The sequence below is a fragment of the Cupriavidus sp. OTU4054 genome (assembly GCF_038440175.1).
Lineage (GTDB): Bacteria > Pseudomonadota > Gammaproteobacteria > Burkholderiales > Burkholderiaceae > Cupriavidus > Cupriavidus pauculus_D.
Genome location: NZ_JASATF010000016.1, coordinates 100,795 through 123,868, shown reverse-complemented (window position 1 = coordinate 123,868; position 23,074 = coordinate 100,795). Strand labels below are relative to the sequence as shown.

20 protein-coding genes are annotated in these 23,074 nt (G+C 67.6%); 13 read left to right on the top strand and 7 right to left on the bottom strand.

Annotated features, from left to right (window positions below; genetic code table 11):
• Positions 1-6: 6 nt before the first annotated feature.
• From yidC to mnmE, 4 genes are all read left to right on the top strand, one after another.
• A complete protein-coding gene (yidC, locus tag AAHB16_RS19375) occupies positions 7-1,680 on the top strand; it encodes a membrane protein insertase YidC (RefSeq protein ID WP_150373283.1) in 1,674 nt (557 codons plus the stop codon).
• A gap of 106 nt (positions 1,681-1,786) precedes the next feature.
• Positions 1,787-2,557 carry a trans-aconitate 2-methyltransferase gene (gene tam, locus AAHB16_RS19370; protein ID WP_150373284.1) on the top strand — a complete coding sequence of 257 codons (771 nt, stop codon included), beginning with the start codon at positions 1,787-1,789 and terminating at the stop codon, positions 2,555-2,557.
• A 111-nt stretch (positions 2,558-2,668) separates the two neighbouring features.
• The gene (locus tag AAHB16_RS19365; RefSeq protein ID WP_342051754.1) at positions 2,669-3,532 is read left to right on the top strand and encodes a CHAD domain-containing protein; all 864 of its coding nucleotides are present in this window, start codon (positions 2,669-2,671) and stop codon (positions 3,530-3,532) included.
• A complete protein-coding gene (gene mnmE, locus AAHB16_RS19360; protein ID WP_342051753.1) occupies positions 3,529-4,956 on the top strand; it encodes a tRNA uridine-5-carboxymethylaminomethyl(34) synthesis GTPase MnmE in 1,428 nt (475 codons plus the stop codon). Before AAHB16_RS19365 ends, mnmE begins: the two co-directional genes overlap by 4 nt.
• A gap of 9 nt (positions 4,957-4,965) precedes the next feature.
• Here the strand turns inward: mnmE and AAHB16_RS19355 are convergent, their stop codons facing one another.
• Both AAHB16_RS19355 and AAHB16_RS19350 read right to left on the bottom strand, forming a co-directional pair.
• On the bottom strand, positions 4,966-5,931 hold the full coding sequence (locus AAHB16_RS19355) for a ketopantoate reductase family protein (protein WP_342051752.1): 966 nt from the start codon (positions 5,929-5,931) through the stop codon (positions 4,966-4,968).
• A 76-nt stretch (positions 5,932-6,007) separates the two neighbouring features.
• Complete coding sequence (locus AAHB16_RS19350; RefSeq protein ID WP_150373288.1) at positions 6,008-6,946, bottom strand: 2-dehydropantoate 2-reductase; 939 nt, start codon at positions 6,944-6,946, stop codon at positions 6,008-6,010.
• Between the two features lie 136 nt (positions 6,947-7,082).
• On the opposite strand from AAHB16_RS19350, the gene AAHB16_RS19345 reads away from it, so the two are divergent.
• From AAHB16_RS19345 to AAHB16_RS19335, 3 genes are all read left to right on the top strand, one after another.
• On the top strand, positions 7,083-7,667 hold the full coding sequence (locus AAHB16_RS19345) for a TetR/AcrR family transcriptional regulator (protein WP_150373290.1): 585 nt from the start codon (positions 7,083-7,085) through the stop codon (positions 7,665-7,667).
• A 75-nt stretch (positions 7,668-7,742) separates the two neighbouring features.
• Positions 7,743-8,309 carry an OB-fold putative lipoprotein gene (locus AAHB16_RS19340; RefSeq protein WP_150373291.1) on the top strand — a complete coding sequence of 189 codons (567 nt, stop codon included), beginning with the start codon at positions 7,743-7,745 and terminating at the stop codon, positions 8,307-8,309.
• Positions 8,310-8,447: 138 nt separating this feature from the next.
• Positions 8,448-9,014, top strand: coding sequence for an Sbal_3080 family lipoprotein (locus AAHB16_RS19335; RefSeq protein WP_150373293.1), 567 nt, complete (start codon positions 8,448-8,450; stop codon positions 9,012-9,014).
• A gap of 111 nt (positions 9,015-9,125) precedes the next feature.
• Here the strand turns inward: AAHB16_RS19335 and AAHB16_RS19330 are convergent, their stop codons facing one another.
• Entirely contained in the window at positions 9,126-11,129 is a 2,004-nt protein-coding gene (locus AAHB16_RS19330; RefSeq protein WP_223851350.1) for a methyl-accepting chemotaxis protein, read from the bottom strand.
• Positions 11,130-11,320: 191 nt separating this feature from the next.
• Between AAHB16_RS19330 and AAHB16_RS19325 the strand changes: the two genes are divergently transcribed.
• Complete coding sequence (locus AAHB16_RS19325) at positions 11,321-12,121, top strand: MerR family transcriptional regulator (protein ID WP_342051751.1); 801 nt, start codon at positions 11,321-11,323, stop codon at positions 12,119-12,121.
• Between the two features lie 15 nt (positions 12,122-12,136).
• Here AAHB16_RS19325 and AAHB16_RS19320 read toward each other — a convergent pair whose 3' ends face one another.
• From AAHB16_RS19320 to AAHB16_RS19305, 4 genes are read right to left on the bottom strand one after another with little or no spacing between them, the layout of a single operon-like run.
• Entirely contained in the window at positions 12,137-13,018 is an 882-nt protein-coding gene (locus AAHB16_RS19320; protein WP_342051750.1) for a metal-dependent hydrolase, read from the bottom strand.
• Entirely contained in the window at positions 13,015-13,995 is a 981-nt protein-coding gene (locus tag AAHB16_RS19315) for an alpha/beta fold hydrolase (protein WP_342051749.1), read from the bottom strand. The genes AAHB16_RS19320 and AAHB16_RS19315 overlap by 4 nt, the downstream gene beginning before the upstream one ends.
• Complete coding sequence (locus tag AAHB16_RS19310; protein WP_342051748.1) at positions 13,992-14,897, bottom strand: SDR family NAD(P)-dependent oxidoreductase; 906 nt, start codon at positions 14,895-14,897, stop codon at positions 13,992-13,994. Before AAHB16_RS19310 ends, AAHB16_RS19315 begins: the two co-directional genes overlap by 4 nt.
• Positions 14,894-16,480: a flavin-containing monooxygenase gene (locus tag AAHB16_RS19305; protein ID WP_342051747.1), complete on the bottom strand. Its 1,587-nt coding sequence runs from the start codon at positions 16,478-16,480 to the stop codon at positions 14,894-14,896. Before AAHB16_RS19305 ends, AAHB16_RS19310 begins: the two co-directional genes overlap by 4 nt.
• A 317-nt stretch (positions 16,481-16,797) precedes the next feature.
• Between AAHB16_RS19305 and AAHB16_RS19300 the strand changes: the two genes are divergently transcribed.
• From AAHB16_RS19300 to AAHB16_RS19280, 5 genes are all read left to right on the top strand, one after another.
• A complete protein-coding gene (locus tag AAHB16_RS19300) occupies positions 16,798-17,358 on the top strand; it encodes a hypothetical protein (RefSeq protein ID WP_342051746.1) in 561 nt (186 codons plus the stop codon).
• 7 nt (positions 17,359-17,365) lie between these two features.
• Entirely contained in the window at positions 17,366-18,961 is a 1,596-nt protein-coding gene (locus AAHB16_RS19295; RefSeq protein WP_342051745.1) for a GMC family oxidoreductase, read from the top strand.
• 354 nt (positions 18,962-19,315) lie between these two features.
• Positions 19,316-20,269, top strand: a complete 954-nt coding sequence (locus AAHB16_RS19290) for a TetR/AcrR family transcriptional regulator (protein WP_342051744.1) — start codon at positions 19,316-19,318, stop codon at positions 20,267-20,269.
• 154 nt (positions 20,270-20,423) lie between these two features.
• On the top strand, positions 20,424-21,344 hold the full coding sequence (locus AAHB16_RS19285; protein WP_446718115.1) for a DUF1571 domain-containing protein: 921 nt from the start codon (positions 20,424-20,426) through the stop codon (positions 21,342-21,344).
• 255 nt (positions 21,345-21,599) lie between these two features.
• Complete coding sequence (locus AAHB16_RS19280; protein WP_150373302.1) at positions 21,600-22,958, top strand: DUF2957 domain-containing protein; 1,359 nt, start codon at positions 21,600-21,602, stop codon at positions 22,956-22,958.
• The last annotated feature ends 116 nt before the right edge of the window (positions 22,959-23,074 follow it).

Here is a 23,074-nt window from a genome sequence, read left to right as displayed (position 1 = left end):
CGAGACATGGATATCAAACGCACCATCCTGTGGGTCATCTTCTCGATGGCCCTCGTGCTCCTCTACGACAACTGGCAGCGGGCCAACGGCCACGCGTCGATGTTCTTCCCGAGCGCGACCACGCAGCAGGCGCCGGCCGGAGGCGCGAGCGACGCCGCGGCGCGCAACGACGTACCGCAGGCCAATGCCGCCTCGGCGGCCGCCGGCGTGCCGGGCGCTCCCGCGGCAGCGCCCGCGGCGGCGGCCCAGCCCACCGGCGAGAAGATCATCGTCACCACCGACGAGGTGCGTGCGGAGATCGATACGGCCGGCGGCATCCTGTCCCGCCTGGAACTGCTCAACGAGAAGGAAAAGGACGGCAAGCCGGTCGTGCTGCTCGAGCGTGACGCCACGCGTACCTACCTCGCGCGTTCGGGCCTGATCGGCGGCGACCTGCCGAACCACACGACCATCTTCACGGCGGCCCCGGGCCCGCGCTCGCTGGACGGCGGCGACAAGGTCAGCGTCGTGCTGACGGCCGAGAAGAACGGTACCAAGTTCGTCAAGACGTACACGTTCCACAAGGGCAGCTATGTCGTGGACACGCAGTTCGCCGTGACCAACGACGGCACCGCCCCGATCTCGCCGACGCTGTACATGGAACTCGCGCGCGACGGCAGCAAGGTCGAGCAGTCGCAGTTCTACAGCACGTTCACGGGTCCGGCCGTGTACACGGACGCGGACAAGTATCACAAGATCACGTTCGAGGACATCGCCAAGGGCAAGGCTTCGGTGCCGGGCCCGACCACCAACGGCTGGGTCGCGATGGTGCAGCACTACTTCGCGTCCGCGTGGATTCCGCAGACGGGCAAGGAACACTCGTTCTACGTCGAGAAGATCGACAACAACCTGTACCGCGTCGGTATCCAGCAGCCGCTGGGCCAGATCGCGCCGGGGGCGACGGTCACCACCGATGCCCGCCTGTTCGCCGGTCCGCAGGAAGAGCGCATGCTCGAGCAGATCACGCCGGGCCTGGAACTCGTGAAGGACTATGGCTGGCTGACGATCCTGGCCAAGCCGCTGTTCTGGCTGCTCGAGAAGCTGCACGGCTTCCTGAACAACTGGGGCTGGTCGATCATCGCGCTGACCGTGCTGATCAAGCTCGTGTTCTTCCCGCTGTCCGCGGCCAGCTACAAGTCCATGGGCAAGATGAAGGACCTGCAGCCGCGCATGACCGCGATCCGCGAGCGCTACAAGGGCGACCCGCAGAAGATGAACCAGGAGATGATGGGCCTGTACCGCACCGAGAAGGTCAATCCGCTCGGCGGCTGCCTGCCGATCGTGATCCAGATTCCGGTGTTCATCGCGCTGTACTGGGTGCTGCTGTCGTCGGTGGAAATGCGCGGCGCGCCGTGGCTGGGCTGGATCCACGATCTGTCGGTGCCGGATCCGTTCTACATCCTGCCCGTCGTGATGGCCGTGTCCATGTTCGTGCAGACCAAGCTGAACCCGACCCCGCCGGACCCCGTGCAGGCGAAGGTCATGATGATCATGCCGCTGGTGTTCTCGTTCATGTTCTTCTTCTTCCCGGCCGGCCTCGTGCTGTACTGGGTCGTGAACAACATCCTGTCGATCGCCCAGCAATGGCAGATCAACCGCATGCTCGGCAAGGGCAAGGCGGCCGCGGCGGCGAAGGGCTGATCCTTCCTCGCGCGCAAGACGAAAAACCCGGCTCCGGCCGGGTTTTTTCTTTGGCGGGCAGCAGGCGTATCCTTGCTGTCGATCCCCCCCTTCACGAGGAGCCGACATGACCTGGTCCGCCCGGCAGTACACGCAATTCGAAGACGAACGCACGCGTCCCGTGCGCGATCTCGTGGGCGCCATTCCCACGCAGGACGCGAAGCGCGTCGTCGATATCGGCTGCGGACCGGGGAACTCCACGGAGGTGCTCGCGGCCCGTTACCCCGATGCGGAGGCGATCGGGCTCGACAGCGATGCCGACATGATCGCGGCCGCGCGCAAGCGCCTGCCCGCCCTGCGTTTCGATCAGGCCGACATCACGGACTGGCGCGACGAGGGTCCGTACGATGCGATCCTCGCCAATGCGGTGCTGCAATGGGTGCCGGACCATGCCACGCTGCTGCCGTCGCTGATCCGCAAGCTCGCGCCGGGCGGCAGCCTCGCGGTGCAGATGCCCGACAACCTCAACGAAGCGCCGCATCTGCTGATGCGCGAGACCGCGCTGGAAGGACCGTGGGCCGCCAAGCTTGCCGCCGCGGCCGACGCGCGCACGCCGCTCGCGTCCGAGCGCTGGTACTACGAACTGCTGAAGCCGCTCTGCGCGCGCGTGGATATCTGGCGCACGATCTACCAGCATCCGCTCGCGGGCGGCGCGGCCGCGGTCGTCGAATGGTTCAAGGGCAGCGGCCTGCGGCCGTTCCTCGCGCCGCTCGACGACGCCGAGCGCGCCGAGTATCTGCGCCGCTACGAGGCGAAGATCGCGGCGGCCATGCCGGCGCTGGCGGACGGCACCGTGCTGCTGCCATTCCCGCGCGTGTTTATCGTCGCCACGCGATAGCCCGCGGCGCCGCGCATGTCGCGCCGCACCAGGCGGCTCGTGTACTGCGGTCACGTGCCTGATCGCCTACACTGGAAGCGTCGCGCACGCGCGTCAGACGATCCACCCGCCATGGCAGAACGCATACGGTCCGGGCGCACACGCGGCGGCCTGCGACGCAAGATGGCTCCGCTCGCCGCATTCGTGGCCCTGGCGGATGCGGGGCTTTGCACGGTGCTGGCGCGCGTCGATGCGTTGGTCGGTGATGTTGGCAATATCCGCGATGATCGCGATAGCCCCGGCGCTGATGATATGGAGGCGATCCACGCCCTGCGCGTCGCCGTTCGGCATCTGCGCGCGGTAGCCTGGGCGTTCCAGCCAGTGGTCGCCGATGCGGTCCGTGCGCGCTGGAAATCCGTGCTGCGCGACACGGCCGATGCCTGTGGCGAGACGCGCGACTGGGATGTGTTCGTCGCCGAGACGCTCGCACCGGCGCTCGAACGCGAACCCGCGCATCCGGTCCTGCTGGCCCTGATCGACGCCGCGCGGACCCGTCGCGCCGCGGCGCACGACGTGATGATGACGAAATTGTCACGTGACATGCGGCCGCGTCTGGGTACGCTTGAGGACGATGTGCGACGCATGGTGCGAGCGGTGCGGAAGACGACGTCGGCCACGCGGAAGCGCCGCGATAAAGCCGTGCGTCTCGATGCGTTCGCGCAGCGCCGGGTACGCAAGGCACGCCGCCACGTTCGCGCGCTGGCGCGGACCGCGCGCGACGGCCAGACCGAACACGTGCATCGCCTGCGCATCGGCAACAAGCGGCTGCGCTACGCGATCGAGGCGCTCGCGGACGTACTGCCGCGGCGGCTGCGCAAGCGCCTGCACAAGAAGCTCGTCCGTCGGCAGACCGCGCTTGGCACGGTCGTCGACGATGCCGTGGCCCGGCGACTGCTGTGTGAGTGCCTGACCGATCTGCGAAAATACGGCCCATGACTGCTCCCCTGCTTCCCATTGCCGCCATCGCCACCGCGCCCGGACGCGGCGGTATCGGTGTCGTGCGCGTATCCGGCCCCGACGTTGCGACGATCGCGCGCGCCGTGTGTGGCCAGACGCTGAAGCCGCGCCATGCGACGTACCTGCCGTTCCTCGATGCGCGCGGCGGTGTCATCGACCACGGCCTCGCGCTGTACTTTCCGGCCCCGCATTCCTACACGGGCGAAGAGGTGCTCGAACTGCAGGGTCACGGCGGTCCCGTGGTCATGCAGATGCTGCTCGCGCGGTGCCTCGAGGCGGGACGCGATGTCGGCCTGCGGCTCGCCGAGCCGGGCGAGTTCACGCGGCGCGCGTTCCTCAACGACAAGCTGGACCTTGCCCAGGCCGAAGCCGTCGCGGACCTGATCGAGGCCAGCACCGAAGCCGCCGCGCGTTCGGCGGCGCGCTCGATGGAAGGTGTGTTCTCGCAGGCCATCCATACGCTCGTGGAGAAGGTGATTCACCTGCGCATGCTCGTGGAGGCGACGCTCGACTTTCCCGAAGAGGAGATCGACTTCCTCGAGGCTTCCGATGCCCGCGGCCAGCTGGCGGCGATTCGCGAGGCGCTGAAGGGCGTGCTCCGGCAGGCAAAGCAGGGCGCGTTGCTGCGCGAAGGGCTGTCGGTGGTGCTCGCGGGCCAGCCCAACGTCGGCAAGTCGTCGCTGCTGAATGCGCTGGCCGGTGCGGAGCTGGCGATCGTCACCCCGATCGCGGGGACCACGCGCGATCGCGTGCGCGAGACGATCCAGATCGAAGGTATTCCACTCCATATCATCGATACGGCGGGGCTGCGCGAGGATGCGGCCGACGAGGTCGAGCGCATCGGCATCGAGCGGACGTGGGAAGCGATCGGACGCGCGGATGTGGTGCTGCATCTGGTCGATGCGTCGGACTATCTCGAGAACGGCCTGTCGGAGATCGACGATGCGATCGACGACCGGCTCAGCGGCCATCTGCCGCCGGGATCGCCGATCGTGCGCGTGGTCAACAAGATCGATATGGCACCCTCCGCCAGCGACACGATGTTCGGCGGCAACCGCCCGCACGTGGTGGTGGCCAACGGCCCCAATCCCACCGAGATCTGGATCTCCGCGCGCACGGGCGCGGGCATCGACCTGATGCGCCGCGAACTGCTGCGTATCGTCGGCTGGCAGTCGGGCAGCGAAGGCACCTTCCTCGCGCGCGAGCGGCACCTCACGGCGCTGCGCTGCGCGCAATCGCACCTCGACTGTGCCGCGGAACGCGCGGACCAGCAGGCGCAGGCGCTCGACCTGTTTGCCGAAGAACTGCGGCTGGCACAGGAACACCTGAACAGCATCACGGGCGAGTTCACGAGCGACGATCTGCTGGGGACGATCTTTACGCGGTTCTGTATCGGGAAGTGAGATCTCCCGTCACGTCCCCTGCACGGCTCGGGACGACTCGCGCGTCCCCTCCGCATACAGCGCCAGCACATCGGCAATGGCCCGGTTGCACGGCGTGGGTACACCCAGTTCCCGGCCGTACGCGGCGACGCCGCCGCTGAGCCAGGGGACTTCCAGGCGATTGCCGCGCTGGAGATCGTGGTGCATCGACGACGTCATGTCGGGTTGCAGCGTGTCCGAGAAGGCGAGGCGATCGTCGGCGAAGTTCTCCGCGAGCGCAACGCCCTTTGCGCGGCCCACGGCGACCACTTCGCGCATGACGTCATGCAGGAACGGCCGCGTCTGCGGGTTCGATCGGATCGGGCCGATCGGCTGGCGCATGCTCGACGTCGTGCCGGACAGGCCCACGAGGAAGACGAACTTTTCCCAGATCGTGCGCGTGATGTCCTCGCTGATATCGGCCTGGAAGCCCGCCTTCACGCAGGCGGCATGGAACGCCTGGACACGCGGGCTCACGCTGCGGTCGAACTCGCCGAACACCAGCCGCTGCAATGCGCCCTTGTATTCGATGATGCCGGGCTCGGCGATCACGGATGCGATGTAGCTCACGCCGCCGAAGGTGGCCTCCGCGGGCAGATGACGGCGCAGGATCTCGTCCTTGTGCACGCCGTTCTGGAAAGACACCACCGCCGCGCCCCCGTCGGTCAGGCGCCTGAGCGCGGGTGCGAGCGCTTCGGTGTCCCACAGCTTGACGGCGATCAGGATCAGGTCCGCGTGCGCGATCTGGCCGACGTCCTCCACGGCATTCACGTCGCGGAGGTGCAGATCGTCACCCGTTCCATCCGCGCTCCGCGTGCCACGAACCCGCAAGCCATGCTCGCGCATCGCGCGCAGATGGTTGCCGCGCGCGACGAACGTCACGTCGCAGCCGGCAGCGGCCAGCTTCGCCCCGAAAAACCCGCCCACGCCGCCGGCGCCGATCACTGCAATCTTCATGGTGTCTCTCCACAGGGTCTGGTGTGGGGGAAACTATACTGCGGCGCCGCGCACGCCGCAGGCGGCGATGTCAGGCTCAGGCGCCCCGGCGCTGTTGGCCTTCGTACACCTGCAGATGGCAGTACGCGGCCTGCGCGATCGGCGCGTCCTGCCCGAACGCCGCCGCGCGGCGCACGAGGTCGCCGACCACGTCGTCGGCCTCGAGGCGCGGTGCCCCATTGGCGATATCGCGCGCCATCGAGGCCATCCAGTCCAGATTTTCGTCGAGCAGCCGCGTCTCCATCTGCGTCACCACCGCTGCCGGAATCGGATAACCCTCGGCGTCGGCCACGGCAAGGCTCTCGGACATCGCGCGGCGCATCAGCGCCTTGCCGTCCTGCGTGCGCGCGATCTCGCCGACCGTTCCGCGCATCAGGCAGGTCATCAGCGCGGCCGTCGCGATATGGATCCACTTGTTCCACAGCGCCTGCCCGATGTTGTCGGAGACGCTGCGCGTACCGGGCGTGGTGCGGATGAGCGCGTGGAACGCTTCCGCCGCGGCCTGCTGTACCGGCTCGCGCGCGCCGACGATCACCACGTCGAGCTTGCCGTAATGGGCGATCGATCCATCGGCGTCGAGCATGGTCGCGATCTGCGATACGCCGCCCATCACATGCGCGCGGCCGAAGCGCGCGTCAAGGCGCTCGTACACGGACACCCCATTGAGAAACGGCAGGATGCGCGTCTGCGGGCCGATGGCCGGCGCGATGGCGTCCATCGCGGAGGCGAGGTCGTAACCCTTGCAGGCGAGCAGCACGAGGTCGTAGGCGACGTCGGATGCGCGCACGCCGGCGTCGTCCACGCACCGGACGGGCTGCCGGAATTCACCGAGCTCGCTGCGCACCACGAGGCCGTCGGCGGCCAACCGCGCCGCACGGCCCGGGCGCACGAGAAACGTGACGTCGGCGCCCGCTTCGATCAGCCGCGCACCGTAATAGCCGCCGATGGCGCCCGCGCCCAAAACCAGAATCTTCATGATGTTCGTCTCCAGGAATGTCCGTCATATCGCTTCGCGATAATACATGACGATCAACTTTTATTCAGGGCACGTTGACAGCGGGCCGGGGAGCGCCGACCATCGGGCCATCGAGAAATGAAGCAGGAGCGACCAGATGCCACGGGTATCGAAGGCGGAAGCAGAGAAGAACCGTGCCAATATCGAACAGGTGTCCGCCCGCCTGTTTCGCGAACAGGGGTTTCACGGCATCAGCGTGGCGGATCTGATGTCGGCGGCCGGCCTCACGCACGGCGGGTTCTACGGCCATTTCGAATCGAAGGATGCGCTGGCCGCCATCGCCTGCACGCGCGCGTTCGAGGAATCGACCGAACGGTGGCGCAAGCGCATCGACGGCGCGCCGGACCGCGCCACCGCGCTCACGGCGCTGATCGACAGCTACCTGTCCGCGCGCAGCCGCAATGCCATGGGCACGGGCTGCCCGATTGCCGCGCTCGCCAACGATGTGGCCCGCGAGGCCGACGACAAGCCCGTGCACGAGGCCTTCGTCGCGGGATTCGCCGCGCAGCTGGCGTTGCTGGAAGCACTGCAACCGGCCGAGGATGCCGGCCAGCGGCATACCGATGCGCTGGCGCAGATGGCGATGCTGGTCGGTGCGCTGGTACTCTCGCGCGCCACGCGCGGGCATGCGCTGTCCAACGAGGTGCTGGCCGCGGCGCGCGCGCAGTTGCCCGGCGGCTGAGGACTCCCCATCAGGACAACGGCGAACCGTTTACACTGGCGATCTTTGCCACATTCCGCCAGCGCAGGTTCTCCGATGTTGAGTCGCACCCGTCAGACCCTCATTGCCGTCATTGCTGTCGTGGTTCTCGGCATGCTGTGGTTTGTCGGCAATGAAAAGACCCCCGCGGTCGTCTCCGATACCAGCGATGCGGCGGCCCCCGACGCGCCGGCCAGCCTGCCGCGCGGCATCCCGCGCAACGGCACGCTCGATCCGATCAGCATCGACCCCGCGCGGCCGGCCGACCGGCTTCCCCAGTACGACGCGGATGCGATTCTCAACGACTACCGCGACAATACCGGCGCGGCGGACGATCGCTACCGCGGCCAGTATTTCATCGTCGAGGGCATTGCGAGCGGCATTCGCCGCGAAGGCAGCGACGTGTTCCTCGAGATCCGTACCAACGATTACGGTCATGTCGTGCGCGCGAACCTGCTGCCGCGGCAGATCTGCGGTCCGGGCACGCGCGCCTGCGAGGTGGAAGCGCGCGCGACCATGGTGCGGCGCGGCCAGAAAGTGGCCGTGGAATGCACGGGTGCCGGTCTGCTGAACGGCGACACGCCGCTGCTCGCGGACTGCCTGCTGCGCGGCGGCGCGAACTAGCCGCCGGCGCTTTGCCGGGGGTTTTGGCCTCTGTTCGTGCGATTGAAAGGGCGTCCGGGCGCCTAGAGTAAGTAGGCATGCTGCCGGCGGTGCGCTCGGCCGCGCCGACACGCTCCGGAACCCCGCCAGGACACCCCGATGAAACGAACCCTTCTTGCCACCGCGCTCGCCCTGACGGTCAGCGCCTGCTCGACCTACGTGGCCGTCACCCCCGTGGATCGACCCGACCAATCCGACCCGCTGCTCGCGTTCCAGACGCCGAACGGCGTCCCGCAGTACCGCATCAACGGTACGCGCGTGATCGGTGCCGACGGCACGCTGCTGTGTGTGATCGCCAACACGGCCAACGGTAACGCCTATCTGAATGCGTTCCGCTCGTCGCTGCGCGCGCGCAACTTCGAAGTGAAGATGCTGCCGCCCGACTCGTCGATCGCGTCGTGTCCCCTTACCGTGACGTACACGGTGCAGGAGCAGACCTACTGGATGCCGTTCGTGAACGCGGCGGATATCACCGTGTACCGCAGCGGCGAACGCGTGGGCAAGGCCGTGTACAACGCCAACCGCAGCTCGGGTGGCCTGAACTTCAGCCACCTCGTGCCGGCCGACCAGACCATCGAGATGCTCGTGGAACGTCTGTTCCCGGGCCTGAAGCCGCAGCCCGCGCCGCAGGCCACGGACGCCGCCGCCACGCCGCCGGCGGCCTGACAGGCGGAGTGGGGGGAGGGGGGAGCCGGTACGGCCGCCTCATCCCGCCTTATCCCGCCCCTCTCCGCCTTTCCGCCTTTCCGCCTTTCCGCCTTTCCGCCTTTCCGCCCATTAGGCGAGGCGGAACACTTCCACCGCCTGCCGCAGTTCCTGCGCCTGATAGTGCAGGCTTTCCGCGGCAGCGGCGGCTTCCTCGACCAGCGCGGCGTTCTGCTGCGTGGTGATGTCCATTTCCGCCACCGCGCCGCTGATCTGCGTCAGCCCCTGCGACTGCTCGCGCGACGCCACGCTGATATCGCCCATCAGTGCCGCAATGCCTTCCACGCGGCGAACCATGTCGTCGATCGCGTTGCCGGCCTGCTGCACGGCCTCGTTGCCCGACTTCAGGTCCGTTACCGTGCGCTCGATCAGCTGCTTGATCTCGCCGGCCGCGTTGGCGCTGCGCTGCGCGAGGCTGCGCACCTCGCCGGCCACGACCGCGAAGCCGCGGCCATGCTCGCCCGCCCGTGCCGCTTCCACGGCCGCATTGAGCGCGAGGATATTGGTCTGGAACGCGATGCCGTCGATCATGCCGATGATGTCCACGACCTGCTGCGCATTCTTGTGGATATCCGCCATCGTGGTGACCACACGGCCGACGGTTTCGCCGCCCGCGCGTGCCGCCTCGGCGGCGCTGGTCACGGCTCCGTCGGCGTCCTGCGCGTTCTCGGCGTTCTGCTGCACCGTCGTGGTCAGTTGCTCGAGGCTGGCCACCGTGCGTTCGAGGCTCCCTGCCTGTGCGGCCGTGCGCGCGGACAGATCGGCGTTGCCGCTGGCGATCTGGCTCGTGCTGCCGGCAATCGCGCCGATGCTTGCGCGGACCTTGTCGACGATGCCCGTGAGGCCCTGGCCCACGCCATCGATCGCCCGCATCAGCTCGCCGATCTCGTCGCCGCGCTGGCTGTCCAGCCGCGTGGTGAGGTCGCCGGCCGCCAGTCGCGAGGCCGCTTCGGCCGCATGCGCGAGCGGCTGGCTCACCATCCGGCGCAGCAGCCACCAGAACGCGGCCGATACCGCGAGCGCGGCCAGCAGGCCGCCGATCAGGAACCGGTTGCGGCTGGCCACCAGTTCGTCGCGCAGCGTGGCCATCGGCACGGAGCCCGCGATCAGCCATTGCCATTCGGGGTAGGTGACGAAGGCGGTCAGGCGTTCGGTCGGCGACGTGCCGCCGAGCGCGATGGTGTGGGTCAGCGTGCCGTCCCTGGCGGCGATCATGTCGCGGACCCACGTGCCGCCGTCGGCATCCTTCGCGTCGAGCAGCGAGGTGCCTTCGCTGCCCAGCTTGTCCACCATCACCTTGCCCTGATCCGCGCCGGCCTTGGCATCGATCACCATGAAGTGGCCCGTGCCGTTGATCGTCTTGCGGCGAATGCGGTTCTTCAGCGACGCGAGCTCGGCTTCGACGTTCACGCCCACGTACAGCGCGCCGACGATCTTGCCGCCAACGTCCTTCACGGGCTCGTACTTGCTCATATAGGGCTTGCCGAACAACCACGTGAGGGCGCGATACGAACGGCCCGCGGATATGGCGGCGTAGGCGGCGCCCGAACGGTCGAGCAGCGTGCCGACGGCGCGTTCGCCGTCCTGCTTCTTCAGCGAGGTGGTCACGCGTACGAAATCGTCGCCGGTGCGGGCGAACACGGTGGACACCGTGCCGCCGGTGGTGGCGAGAAAGCGGTCGGGGATCTCGAAGCTGTTGTTCAGCTGCAGGTCGCCGCTCAGGAAGGCGGGGGTCGGTTTGCCGGATACCTCGATGGTCTGCGACGGATCCACCGCGTAGGGGCCGGGGAGGACCGCCGCGAAGCTCAGCATGAAGCGGTCGGCTTCCTGGAGCATGGTGTCGTCGAGCTGGCCGACCAGTTCCCGCAGGGTCTGGCTCTCGGCGGTGATGGCGTCGCGCGCCTGCGTTTCCAGTTGCCGCATGCTGGCGACGGAGATGGCAAGCGAGAAGGCGCCGAAGGCGATGACCTGCACGACGAGCACGACGAGTGCGACGCGCGTGCCGATGCTCCAGTTGCTGGCGCGCTCCCGTGCGCGGCCGGCAAGGTTCGGACTATGGATGATGAGTTCTGACAAGGGGGCGCTCCGTGGAGTGACCACACGCCATCCCGGCGCGTGGGCGACGCCTGCTCTTCGGGCCGGTCGTCACCGGAGCTATTACGGTTACTTGGGGGATCGACTTTAGGAAATGCTTTACAGATGAACCGGTTTTATATGTATCGCTTTGTCTGAAGAGGGGGGACGGCGAAACGGTCTAGAATCTGCCCATGCCCGCTCCCAAGCCGACCGCCCGCGGTACCCCCGCCTATCCCGAGTACACGATCGACGAACTCGCGCGCGCGGCCGGGACGACCGTGCGGAATATCCGGTCCTATCAGGATCGCGGGCTGATCGATCCGCCCGAGCGGCGCGGGCGCGTGGGCATCTATACGCAGACCCACCTCGGGCGCCTGCGGCTCATCAACCATCTGCTGGCACGCGGGTACACGCTCGCGAACATCATGGAGCTGCTCAAGGCCATCGTGGAAGGCCATGACCTGCGCTCGATCCTCGGGCTCGAGAGCGCGATCAGCAGTCCATGGACCAGCGAGTCCCCGCGGCACTACTCCTATCTGGCCCTCGCCCGCCTGTTCGGTCGGGCGGTCTCGCGCCCGGCGCTCGCCAAGGCCATCGCCCTGGGGCTGCTCGAGCCCGATGGCTTCGGCTATCTCGCCCGGAGCCCGCGCGCCCTGCAAGCCGGCGCGGAGATCGCACGCGCGGGATTCCCGCTCGAGGATGTGCTCGGCATCATCGAACACGCGCGCAGCCACTTCCAGGCGGTGTCCGACCGCATCGTGGCGATGGTGGTGCGGGAACTCGACAAGTTCGGCGACGGCAACCTGCCGCCGCCCCAGGACGTGCCGCGCCTCGTCGATATCCTCTGGCGCATTCGCCCGCTGGCGATGGTTGCCGTGGAAACGGAAATGATGCGTGCGCTCGAGATCTCGGCCAACAAGTACCTGGGCGACCGCGTGGCGGCGATACTCGAGCACCTGCACGACGGGCCCGGCGGCAAGGCGGGCAAGTGATGCCAACTGCCGCGGTCACGCGCCTGCCGACACCCCGCGGATAGACGGCGCGCGCGTGCTCGCCCCCGCCCGGATCGCCGTTTCCTCGATTTCCGCCACGAGCGGATCGATGCGGGCGAGTTGCGCGCGGTTGTCTTCGTCCCATGGATGGAAGCCCGGTCGGAAGTAGTCGAGCCATTCGGGGATCATGCGCCGCAGGACGCCCGGGGAGCCCCACAGGAAGTTCATCACGCGTCCAAACCCCAGCAGCTTGTTCGGGCAGCCGCGGTCCGCCATGACCAGGCGGATATGGAACACGAACACCATCGCCCAGAACGTGACCGTGGTGGTCAGCATCGTGAATGCGCGCAGCAGGTAGCGGTAGGGACCCGGCTTCATCACCGCGTTCCACACGTCGTAGGCCACGGCCTTGTGTTCGGTCTCCTCGAGCGCATGCCACGTCCACACCTGCCGGTAGCCGGGCTCGGAGTCGCCCATGTGGCGCGCGTCGGAGAGCAGGCCGCCCGCGAGCATCGCGGTGTAGTGCTCGAGCGCGATCGTATGCGCGAGTTGCCACGACTTCGGCAGGATCCGGCGCAGCAGGTTCAGCAGCTTCGCTACCGCGTTGTCGAGCTTTGACGCGGGCAGGCCCGCGTCGTCGAGCAACCGGTTATAGAGGATGTGCTCGCGTGTGTGCATCGCCTCCTGTCCGATAAAGCCCGCCACGGCCTGTTTGAGCACGGGATCGGTGATGCGGTCGCGATAGTTGCGCACGCTGTCCATGAAGAAGCGCTCGCCGGCCGGAAAAAAGATCGACAGCGCGTTGATGTAGTGGGTGACATGGCGCCCCCGCTCGTGCCAGTCGCAGATGCGATCGGGCGGCAGATGGGGATGCACGTCGCGTCGGACAGGCATCATGATGACGTCTCCTGGAGGAATGACAACAGATCGGCCGCGACGGGCCGCGGATCTTCTTCCATCGGGATATGGCCGAGCCCCGCATAACGGCGCAGCCGCGCGCCCGCTATGCGCTGGACGAAGGCATCGGCATGCGCGGGGGGAATCCACCGGTCGTGCTCGCCCCACATCACGAGCGTGGGCGCGCGCACCGTGTGCAGCGCCTCGGTCGGCAGCGTGTCGAAGTCGAGCTTCGGCACCATGCGTCCCACGGCCTCGCGCACGCCCGCGGCATGGAACAGGTCCACATAGCGACGGAAGGTCGCTTCCGAGATACGCGACGCATCGCCGTACACATCGCGCGTGGCCGCCCGCACGATCGCCTCGGGCAACATCCACGGCGCTGACCAGCGCACCGGCGCATGACGGAACAGGTCGATCCAGATCGGCAGCTTCATCGGGAACCCCGCCGCGCCGATCAGCACGAGCCGCTGCACGCGCGCGGGCGCGCGCACAGCAAGATCCCATGCGATGAGCCCGCCGAGCGAACTGCCGACGAACGTCGCGCGCCCGATACCCACCGCGGCAAGAAAGCCGTCGATGACCGCGCGATACCGATCGACATCCATCGTCACGATCCGCCCCTGCGCGTCGCGCAGTGGCCCGCTGAGCCCGAACGGCGGCAGGTCGAAGCGCAACACGCGATAGTGCCGGCGGAGCGCGGGCATCAGGCCTTCCCACGTATGCAGCGATGCCCCGAAGCCGTGAATCAGCACGAGCGGTTCGCCGTCCGGCACGCCCTCGTCGGTGTAGTGGAGGCGAGCCCCGGCACAGTCCGGCAGCGTGACCGCGGCCCAGCGCGACTGCGGCAGCGCATAGCGTCGGGCGAGCGTCTGCTGCGAGACGCCGAACAGTCCGATGCGGCCCTGGCCGAACCAGCGCGTGAACCATCCCGGTGGCGATTGCAGTGCCGCCTCGCGCGGCAGCGCGGCGCTCACGCGCGCTCTCCGTCGTGCGCGGGGGCCGGCGCGGCATCGCCCAGCAGCTTGCGGCGCTTGCGCCGGGTTTCGCGCACGACCAGCGACTGGTACGCGGCGGGCAGCAGGCGCGCCATCGCATCGGCGGCCACCGCATCGGGTCCGATCAGCACGCGCCGCCGGTTCGCGCGCACGCCATCGAGAATCACGCGCGCGGCTTTCTCCGGGGAGGTGATGAAGAACTTCTCGAACTCGTCGCGGCCCTGCTGCGCGTCGCGCACGAGCAGCCCGTTCACGCTCGGCGACACGCGGCTCGCGCGCGCGATGTTCGTCTTGATGCCGCCCGGATGCACGGTCGTCGCCGACACGCCGCAGTTCATCAGGTCGAGCTCCTGCCGCAACGCTTCGGTAAAGCCGCGCACCGCATACTTGCTCGCGTTGTAGGCGCCCATGCCCGGTTGCGCGAACAGGCCGAACACGCTCGACGTGTTGACGATATGGCCTTCGCCGGTCGCCTTCAGATGCGGCAGGAATGCCTTGGTGCCATGCACGACGCCCCAGAAGTTGATGCCGATGATCCAGTCGAGATCGTCGTACGTCATGCCATCGACGGTGCTCGAGAGCGCCACGCCCGCATTGTTGAAGATCAGGTTCACGCAGCCATGCGCGTCGGCGGTCCCATCGGCCCACGCATGCACGGCATCGCGTTGCGCGACATCGACGACGGCGCTTGTCACGCGCAGCATCGGCGCGCTACGCGACGCGATGCGTCCCACGTCCGCGACGGTCTGCGCGAGCGCATGGGCATTGCAGTCGGACAGCGCGAGGTGGCAGCCTTCGCGCGCGAGGTCCAGCGCAAGCGCGCGGCCCATGCCGGACGCGGCGCCTGTAATGGCCGCCACCTTGTCTCGAAATACCTTCATGCGGGTCTCCGTTCGTTGTTGTAGGCGTCCTGCGCGTCGTGCATCGCGTCCTGCATGTCCCTCGCATCGGGCGCATGCGCGCGCCGGGGCCACGTCTCGTAGTCGTTCAACCGGAACGAGGCCGTCGCGCGGCGGAACTGGAAGGTGAAGCCCGGCCACAGCGTGGTGTTCCGGCCGCTGCGCGGATCGATGTACCAGCTCGCGCAGCCGCCGGCCGACCACACCGCGTGGCCGAGCCTGTTCTGGATATCCGCATTGAAGGTCCGCTGCACTTCGGGCCGCACATCCACCGCATGCAGGCCGCGCTTGTCCATATGGCGCAGCGCGTCGAGGATGTAGGCCACCTGCGATTCGATCATGAACACCATCGAGCTATGGCCGAGGCCCGTGTTCGGGCCCACCACGAGGAACAGGTTCGGAAAGCCCGCGACCGTGGTGCCCAGGTACGCCTGCGCGCCATCGCGCCACGCGTCGAGCAGGTCGCGCCCGTCGCGGCCGACGATCACGCCGCGCGGCAGCGGATCGGTGGCGTGGAAGCCCGTGCCGAGGATGATGCAGTCCGCGGGCCGCCGCGTGCCGTCGCGCATGACGATCGCATCGGGCTCCACGCGCGCGATGCCCGTGGTCACCACGTCGACGTTGGGACGCGACAACGTCGGGTAGTAGTCGTTGGAGATGAGCACGCGCTTGCAGCCGATCGTGTAGTCGGGCGTCAGCGTGCGGCGCAACGCGGCATCGGGCACCTGCCGCGCGAGATGCCGGCGCGCGATGCGTTCCACCGCTTTCATCAGCTTCGGATGGATCACGAAGCCGAGCACGCGCGCCTCGAGCGCCCAGTACAGCCCCGCGCGCCACAGCGCCTGCGTCAATGGCAGATGGCGGAACAGCCAGCGTTCGCGCGCGCTCACGGCGCGGTCCGGCTTCGGCATGATCCATGGCGGGGTGCGCTGGTACAGATCGAGTTGCGCGACCTGCGGCGCGATCTGCGGCACGAACTGGATCGCGCTCGCGCCGGTGCCGATCACCGCCACGCGCTTGCCGGCCAGCGGATAGTCGTGCCGCCACTGTTGCGAGTGGAAACAGGTGCCGGCAAAGGATTCGAGGCCCGGGATATCGGGAATCGACGGACGGCTCAGCCCACCCATGCCCGAGACCAGCACGCGCGCGCTGATCCGCGCGCCATTGGCCATCTCAAGCCGCCAGACGCCCTCATGCTCGTCCCAGCTGGCACGGCGCAGTTCGTGGCCGAAGCGCAGGTGGGGGCGCAGGCCGAAGCGGTCCGCGCAACGTTCGAGGTAGGCGCGGATCTCTGGCTGCGGCGAGAACATCCGCGACCAGTCCGGGTTCGGCGCGAACGAGAACGAATAGAGGTGGGACTGCACGTCGCACGCGCAGCCGGGGTAGTGGTTGTCACGCCAGGTGCCGCCCAGCGAGTCGGCCTTCTCGAAGATCGCGAAATCCTCGACACCGGACTGCCGGAGGCGAATGGCCATGCCAAGTCCGGCGAACCCGCTGCCGATGATGGCAACGTCGCAATGCCCGTCGGCACGGGTCTCCGAGGCACTTCTCGGTGGGGCATTCATCGGGGGCGTCTCTCCATGGTGGTGGCATCGATCTGGCGTCGATCTTTACATTGATCGATGTCATCGTAGGCACCCGCCCCGGCGTCGGTCAACGCGCTGGTTTGAAGGATTGCTCTATTTTTGGCCGATTTCCAGCGATGTTGGCATCACATTAAACGGCGTTAGTGGCGGGATCGCAGCGCTGGGTACGGACCGCTGCCGTGCGTTTGAAACCGGTGAGCGATTGCTGGCGCGCGCGGGCGGCTTCGGCAGAATCGCAACGCCGATCGCCCAAAGCTGCGGGCGATACGAGAACGACAACATCCACGGAGACCGCCATGCCCCCTCGCGACCCCGCGCGCCGCCACGTGCTCAAGGTCGGCGCCGGCTTCACCGCCGCACTCGCCTGCGCCGCGATCCTCCCCGCGCTGACGGGATGCGCGGGTGCCAGTCCGGCGCTGCCCGGTCTGGATTTCCTGCAACCCGCCGACGTGGCGATGTTCCGCGCGCTGCTGCCCGCGATCGCCAGCGACCTCGCGACGCTCGATACCGCGCAGCGCGACGTGCGGCTCGACAAGGCCGTGCGCAATATCGACGCGACCATCGCGGCCATGGGATCGCAGTCGCGCGGCGAGCTACGCAAACTGCTGGACCTGCTGGCCAGCCGGCCGCTGCGCTGGATGCTGGCGGGCATTGCCACGCCCTGGGAGCACACCACCCCCGGGCAGGCGCGCGCGTTCCTCGCGCGCTGGCGGGCGAGCCGCTTCGCCACGCTCAACGCGGGCGGCGTCGTGCTCGTCAAGCTCGCGAGCGTCAGCTACTTCGTGCTGCCGGAGACCTGGGCCGCCAGCGGCTATCCGGGACCCAATCCCGCCATCTATCGCGCGCTCCACGCGTGAACCGACCATGCCCATCGACGATCTCTACAGCGCCGGCATCGCGGCCGGCTGGCGCGTGCATGACGCCTCCACGTTCACGTCGCCGCGCACCTTCGAGACCGACGTCGCCATCGTCGGCAGCGGGGCCGGCGGCGGCATCAGCGCGGAGGTGCTCGCGCAGGCGGGACTGCGCGTGCTGCTGCTCGAGGAGGGCGGCCTGCACACCTCCGACAGCTTCCGCGACATGGACGAGGCACGCGCCTATCGCGAGCTGTATCAGGAAGCGGCCGCGCGCGCGACCGGCGACGGATCCATCGCGATCCTGCAGGGCAGGGCCGTGGGCGGCAGCACCACGGTCAACTGGTCGTCGAGCTTTCGCACGCCGCCGCAGACGCTCGCGCACTGGGCCGCGCACCATCATGTGAGCGGCCACGGCGAGCGCGAGATGGCGCCATGGTTCGAACAGGTGGAGGCCCGGCTCGGCATGTCGCCATGGGCGATGGCGCCGAACGCGAACAACAGCGTGCTCAAGCGCGGCTGCGACAGGCTCGGCTGGGAGTCGCACGTGATTCCGCGCAACGTGAAGGGCTGCTGGAACTCGGGCTATTGCGGCCTCGGCTGTCCGGTCAACGCCAAGCAGTCGATGCTGGTCTCGACGATCCCCGCCGCGCTCGCGCATGGCGCCACGCTCGTCCACCGCGTGCGCGTCCGCACGATCGACCACGTCGGGCAACATGCAAGCGGCCTGACGGCGGAGGCACTGGGCGGCGACGGTTACACCGCGACCGGCGTTCCGGTCATCGTGCACGCGCGCTACGTGATCGCGGCCGGCGGCGCGATCAATACGCCCGCGCTGCTGCTGCGCTCACGCATCCCAGATCCGCATGCGCGCATCGGCAAGCGTACGTTTATTCATCCGGTCAATCTCACCATCGCGGAAATGCCCGAGCGTATCGATCCTTACTATGGCGCACCGCAGTCGGTCGCCTCGGATCATTTCCAGTGGCGCGATGGCGCGACAGGCCCGATGGGTTACAAGCTCGAAGTGCCACCGATGTTTCCGGGCATCAGCGCGGGCGTGTTCAACGCGCTCGGCGACGAGCTGCGCCGGGCGATGGCGGCCTTGCCCCATACCAACGCGATGCTGGCGCTGCTGCGCGATGGGTTCGTGCCGGAGAGCGAAGGGGGACGCGTGCGCATTGCCGCCGACGGCAGTCCGGTCCTGGACTATGCGGTCAGCGACTATGTATGGGACGGCGTGCGCCGCGCGTACCTGAGCATGGCGGAGGCCCAGTTTGCCGCGGGCGCGCGGCGCGTCCGCGCGGCACATCTGGACGGCGCCTGGCACGACAACTGGCCCGCCGCGCGCGAGGCCATCGGCGCGCTGCCGCTACGGCCGTTTCGCACGCTGCTGTTCTCGGCCCACCTGATGGGCGGCTGCGGGATGAGCGATGACCCTACTGCCGGCGTGGTGGATAGCCAGGGACGTCATCATGAACTACGAAATCTATGGGTATTCGACGGATCTGTCTTCCCCACCAGCATAGGGGCGAATCCGCAGTTGTCAGTATTCGCACTGACATTGCAAAATGTGTCACAGCTGCGGCGAAACATCACGGCGTGATGAGCGTGGCGGCGCTGCAAGGTAAGAGAGTGGGCTCTGTCGGGGGGCGGAGCCGGAGGAGGGCGTGCCACACAACAGATGGCGGCGATCGTTCGCAAACCCTTGCGTGACGGGACTTTGCGGCAATCGGCGACCGGACCGGGCCACGCGGACGGACAACCCCTGACCGGGGTGACAATCCGTTTTGTCTCATTAGAGCAACTCTTCGAATATTTGGCTTGTGAAACGCTCGAAGCCATAGATAGGCTTCGTACAACCGTTTCAAGCAACCGTCAGCCGTCAGAGCTCGGAGCCAAATGGTAGTGGATATTTTTTGCAGGGGTCCACAGCAGGTTTTTTTTGCGAGAGACACCCATGAAGACCGGCAGAAGCACGGCAGGAGACACGAAGGCCCGCATTCTCGATGCAACTGAAAAGTTGTTCATCGAGGTCGGCTACGAGGCGACTTCCCTGCGTCAAGTCACCTCACGGGCCATCGTGAACCTGGCAGCAGTCAACTACCACTTCCGCAGCAAGGAAATGATGATGCAGTCGGTGCTGGGGCGCCGTCTGGATCCGCTCAACGAGCGCAGGCTTGCGCTACTCGATGCCGTAGAGGCACGGTGGCCAGGCCATGACATCCGCTGCGAACACGTGATGGGCGCGCTGTTCGTGCCCGCGCTCCAGATGGCGCGCGAGCCCGATATCGGCGGTCCGTCGTTCCTGCGGCTGCTCGGCCGCGTGTATTCCGATACCTCTCCGTTCATCCAGTCCTATCTGGTCGGCCATTACGCGCCGGTGTTCGGCCGCTTCTTCGAAGCGTTCGCCCGCGCGCTGCCCGATGTCCCACGCCAGGAACTGGGCTGGCGCCTGCATTTCGCGCTCAAGGCGCTGGCGGGCGTGCTGGCCGGCGATGAACTCGGCAACCTGATGCCGACGTTCACGCAAGGCCAGCAGATGAGCGATGCGCACGTACTCGCGCAACTGACGTCGATGGTCGTGGCCGCCCTCCAGGCGCCCGCGCCGTCGTCCGATCAGCTCGGCGCGCTGCAGGACGTCTTCGACATCGGCGAAGACCAGCATGCGGACGAACGCGCCAGGCAGGAGCATATGGCCGCGCTCGCCGCCACCGTCGAGGACGAAGCCCACACGGTCGCCGCGGCGACCGCCGCCGCCGTGAATCGCGCGCGCCGCGGCGCCGCGCGCACGGTGCGCAACGAGGGCACCTCCCGATCCGCCACGGCCAGCATGGCCGTGCGCCGCGAGCACTGCGCGCCCTTCCCGAGCAACCCGCTCGACGACTGGATGCGCACGCGTCCCAGGACGTAGCGGCACCGTAGTACGAGGGCGGCCCTGGCCGGGGCCGCTCTCCTCCAACCCCTTCCCGATCGTTGTTCCGATCGCTGTTCCCGAATCGCGAGAGCGAGGCGCGCGTTCGCGCGCGCCCCGTCCGGCCGCACATAACTAGAAACGAGGAGACACCATGAAGGCCCCCCCGATCCTGTCGTCCGCTTCCTCTTCCATTCCCCTCACGCTGCTCGCCCTCGCTGGCGGCATGCTCGGCCTGCTGGCGGCGCCGCCGGGCGTCGCGCAGTCCGCGTCCGCGCCGGCCGCCTTGACCCGCGCGGCCACGCCTTACGACGAACTGCCGGCAGCCCAGCAGGCCGCGCTGTTCTCGAAACAGACCGCCAGCGGCGAACTGGCCGCGCTCTCCGACGAGCAGGTGCTGGCGACGTTCGATGCGATGCGGCCCGAGGCGCTGCTCCAGTGGGCGCGTGCGGAGGTCAACCGTTATCCCGAGTACGAATACTGGATGACGCGCCAGGAGCGGCTCAACGGACAGTGGCAGGACACGCCCGCGCGCATGCAGGTCCGCTATCGCCATCTGCCGCGGCAGCTCTACGCGAAATGGCTGCCCAATGGTGTGCAGGCGGGGCAGGAGATCATCTACGACGAGACGAAGCGCAAGGACGAGATGTACGGCCATCTCGGCGGCATGCTCGGCTTCACGTCGATCTGGCTCGCGCTCGACGGCTCGCTCGCACGGGCGCAGTCCAATCACACCGTGCGCGATCTCGGGCTGCAGTTCGTCGTCTCCACGCTCGAACGCGACGCGCGCACGCTGCGTGCCGCCGGCCTCAGCGAGAAATACACGCGCGCGGAGATCGTGCGCGAACACGGCACGCGCATGGTCGCGCTCACCTGGGACCTGCCCGAAGGCGCACCGAAGTATTACGCGAAGAAGGTGCAGCTGATGTTCGATCTCAGGAACCCGTTTCCGCGTGTGGAAACCGCGTGGGATGCCGACGGCTTCATGGTGGAGAAGATCGTCTTCGAGAAGGCCGTGAAGAAGAACTTCGATGCTTCCGCGTTCGATCCGGCCAACAGCGAATACAAGTTCTGATTCGCAGGTTCAGATTCCGATCGGGTTCCGCCGTGCAGTTCGTACGCGAAAGTCCGTGCGTTTGAATTCGCGCTCGCGCGCCGCGTCGCGCGGTTTGAACGACGCCGCGAACGGCCATGCAGTACCCGTATCGACCGGACCGGCCATGTTTGGAACGTGCGCTCTATTGCGCTGTGGCGTCCCACCGGCCAGAGTCCGACCACCGAGCAAGATCCGGAGAAACCGGGTCGCCGGCATAAGAAATGGAGACAAGCCATGCACCAGCCGTCGCGTCGACGCGCCTTCCTTTTTGTCACAGGGGTAAGCCTTTCACTCGCACTCGCCGCATGCGGCGGCGGTGAAGGCGAGCCCACCAGTTCGCCGGCCGCCGCGGGCCAGCAGTGCGGACAGACCAACAGCTGCCCCGACTCCGGCCCCGCGCAGAACGATCCCGTCGCCGCGCTGTGCCCCGCCTCGCTGGACTACAAGACCGTCTACACGGGCGGCTCCGGTGCCGGCGAATTCGTGAAGATGCAGTTCGACACCACGGCGGGCACATACCGCATCCAGATCATCGAATCGCCGGTGCCCAAGCGGACCGGCGAGGTGCAGCCCACGCGCGCGGGCGTGACGCTCGAAGGCACGTTCACGCATCCCGACAAGCCGCTGCCGACGCCGGCGCAGAATGCCTGCGCGCTCCAGCTCAAGACCGTCTCGGCGTCCGATGGCGTATCGCAGGCGCTGATCGATCCCGCCAATCCGCCGATCGTCTTCGTCGGCAACGGCGTGGCCGGCGGCGGCATTCCGGGTGCGACGATCTCGTTCGACGGCATCTTCGGCATCGGCGTCATTCCGCCCAAGACGTTTCCCGTCTATCCGGTCCTGGCCTTCGCGCAGACCGAGACGGACTTCAGCAAGGTGGCCGGTGCGTACAACATGATCGGCTATCACATCGTGCCGTCGGGCGCGTCGATCCTCCCCGGCGACAAGTTCATCGCCGCGACGAAGACGTCCACCGAAACCATCCATGCGGATGGCACCTGCACACCGGCCTCGGGCGCGGACTGCTTCTCGACGGGCCAGCCATGGAAGCCCCGCGCGCAGAACGATGGCGCGTTCGAGAGCACGAACAAGGACAAGACGAAGCACTACCCGTACTTCTGGAAGGAGTCCGTCACGACGGATCAGAGCAGCCAGGCCAAGGGCGTGCTCGTGGTCGGCAAGCTCGAAGGCAAGCTCGTGCCGCTGCTGATCCGCGTCGGCTACGCGATCGCGGACCTGAGCACGTTCGAGATCGTCATCGACGACGAGTCCGGCCTTGCGCTGCTCGCCCCGAACGTCAGGACGACGAACAGCGTGCTCAACGGCAGCTATATCGGCTCGGGCAGCGACCTGAAGTACGTGTCGTCGATCGTGCAGAACAACATCGTGGCGCTGATCGATCCGCAGGATTCGTCGCTGCATCCGATCGGTGCCTACCAGATGGACCTGACGCAGAACGCGCCCGGCTTCGTCAACACCGTCGATAACAGCGGGCAGGCCGGCCAGATGATCACCACCGGCCCCGTGTTCGCGCATCTGTACGGCAATGCCGCCAGTCCCACGTTCCGCGTGAGCGTGGTGGCAAGCCGCTGAGCGCCATTCGAGAGTACCACCGCCCATAACAGAAGCGCCCGCAGGGAATCCCCGCACGGGCGCCCCGGACGTACGCCACACAAGGAGACTCGCCATGGAGAGAGAAGCCATGCAGC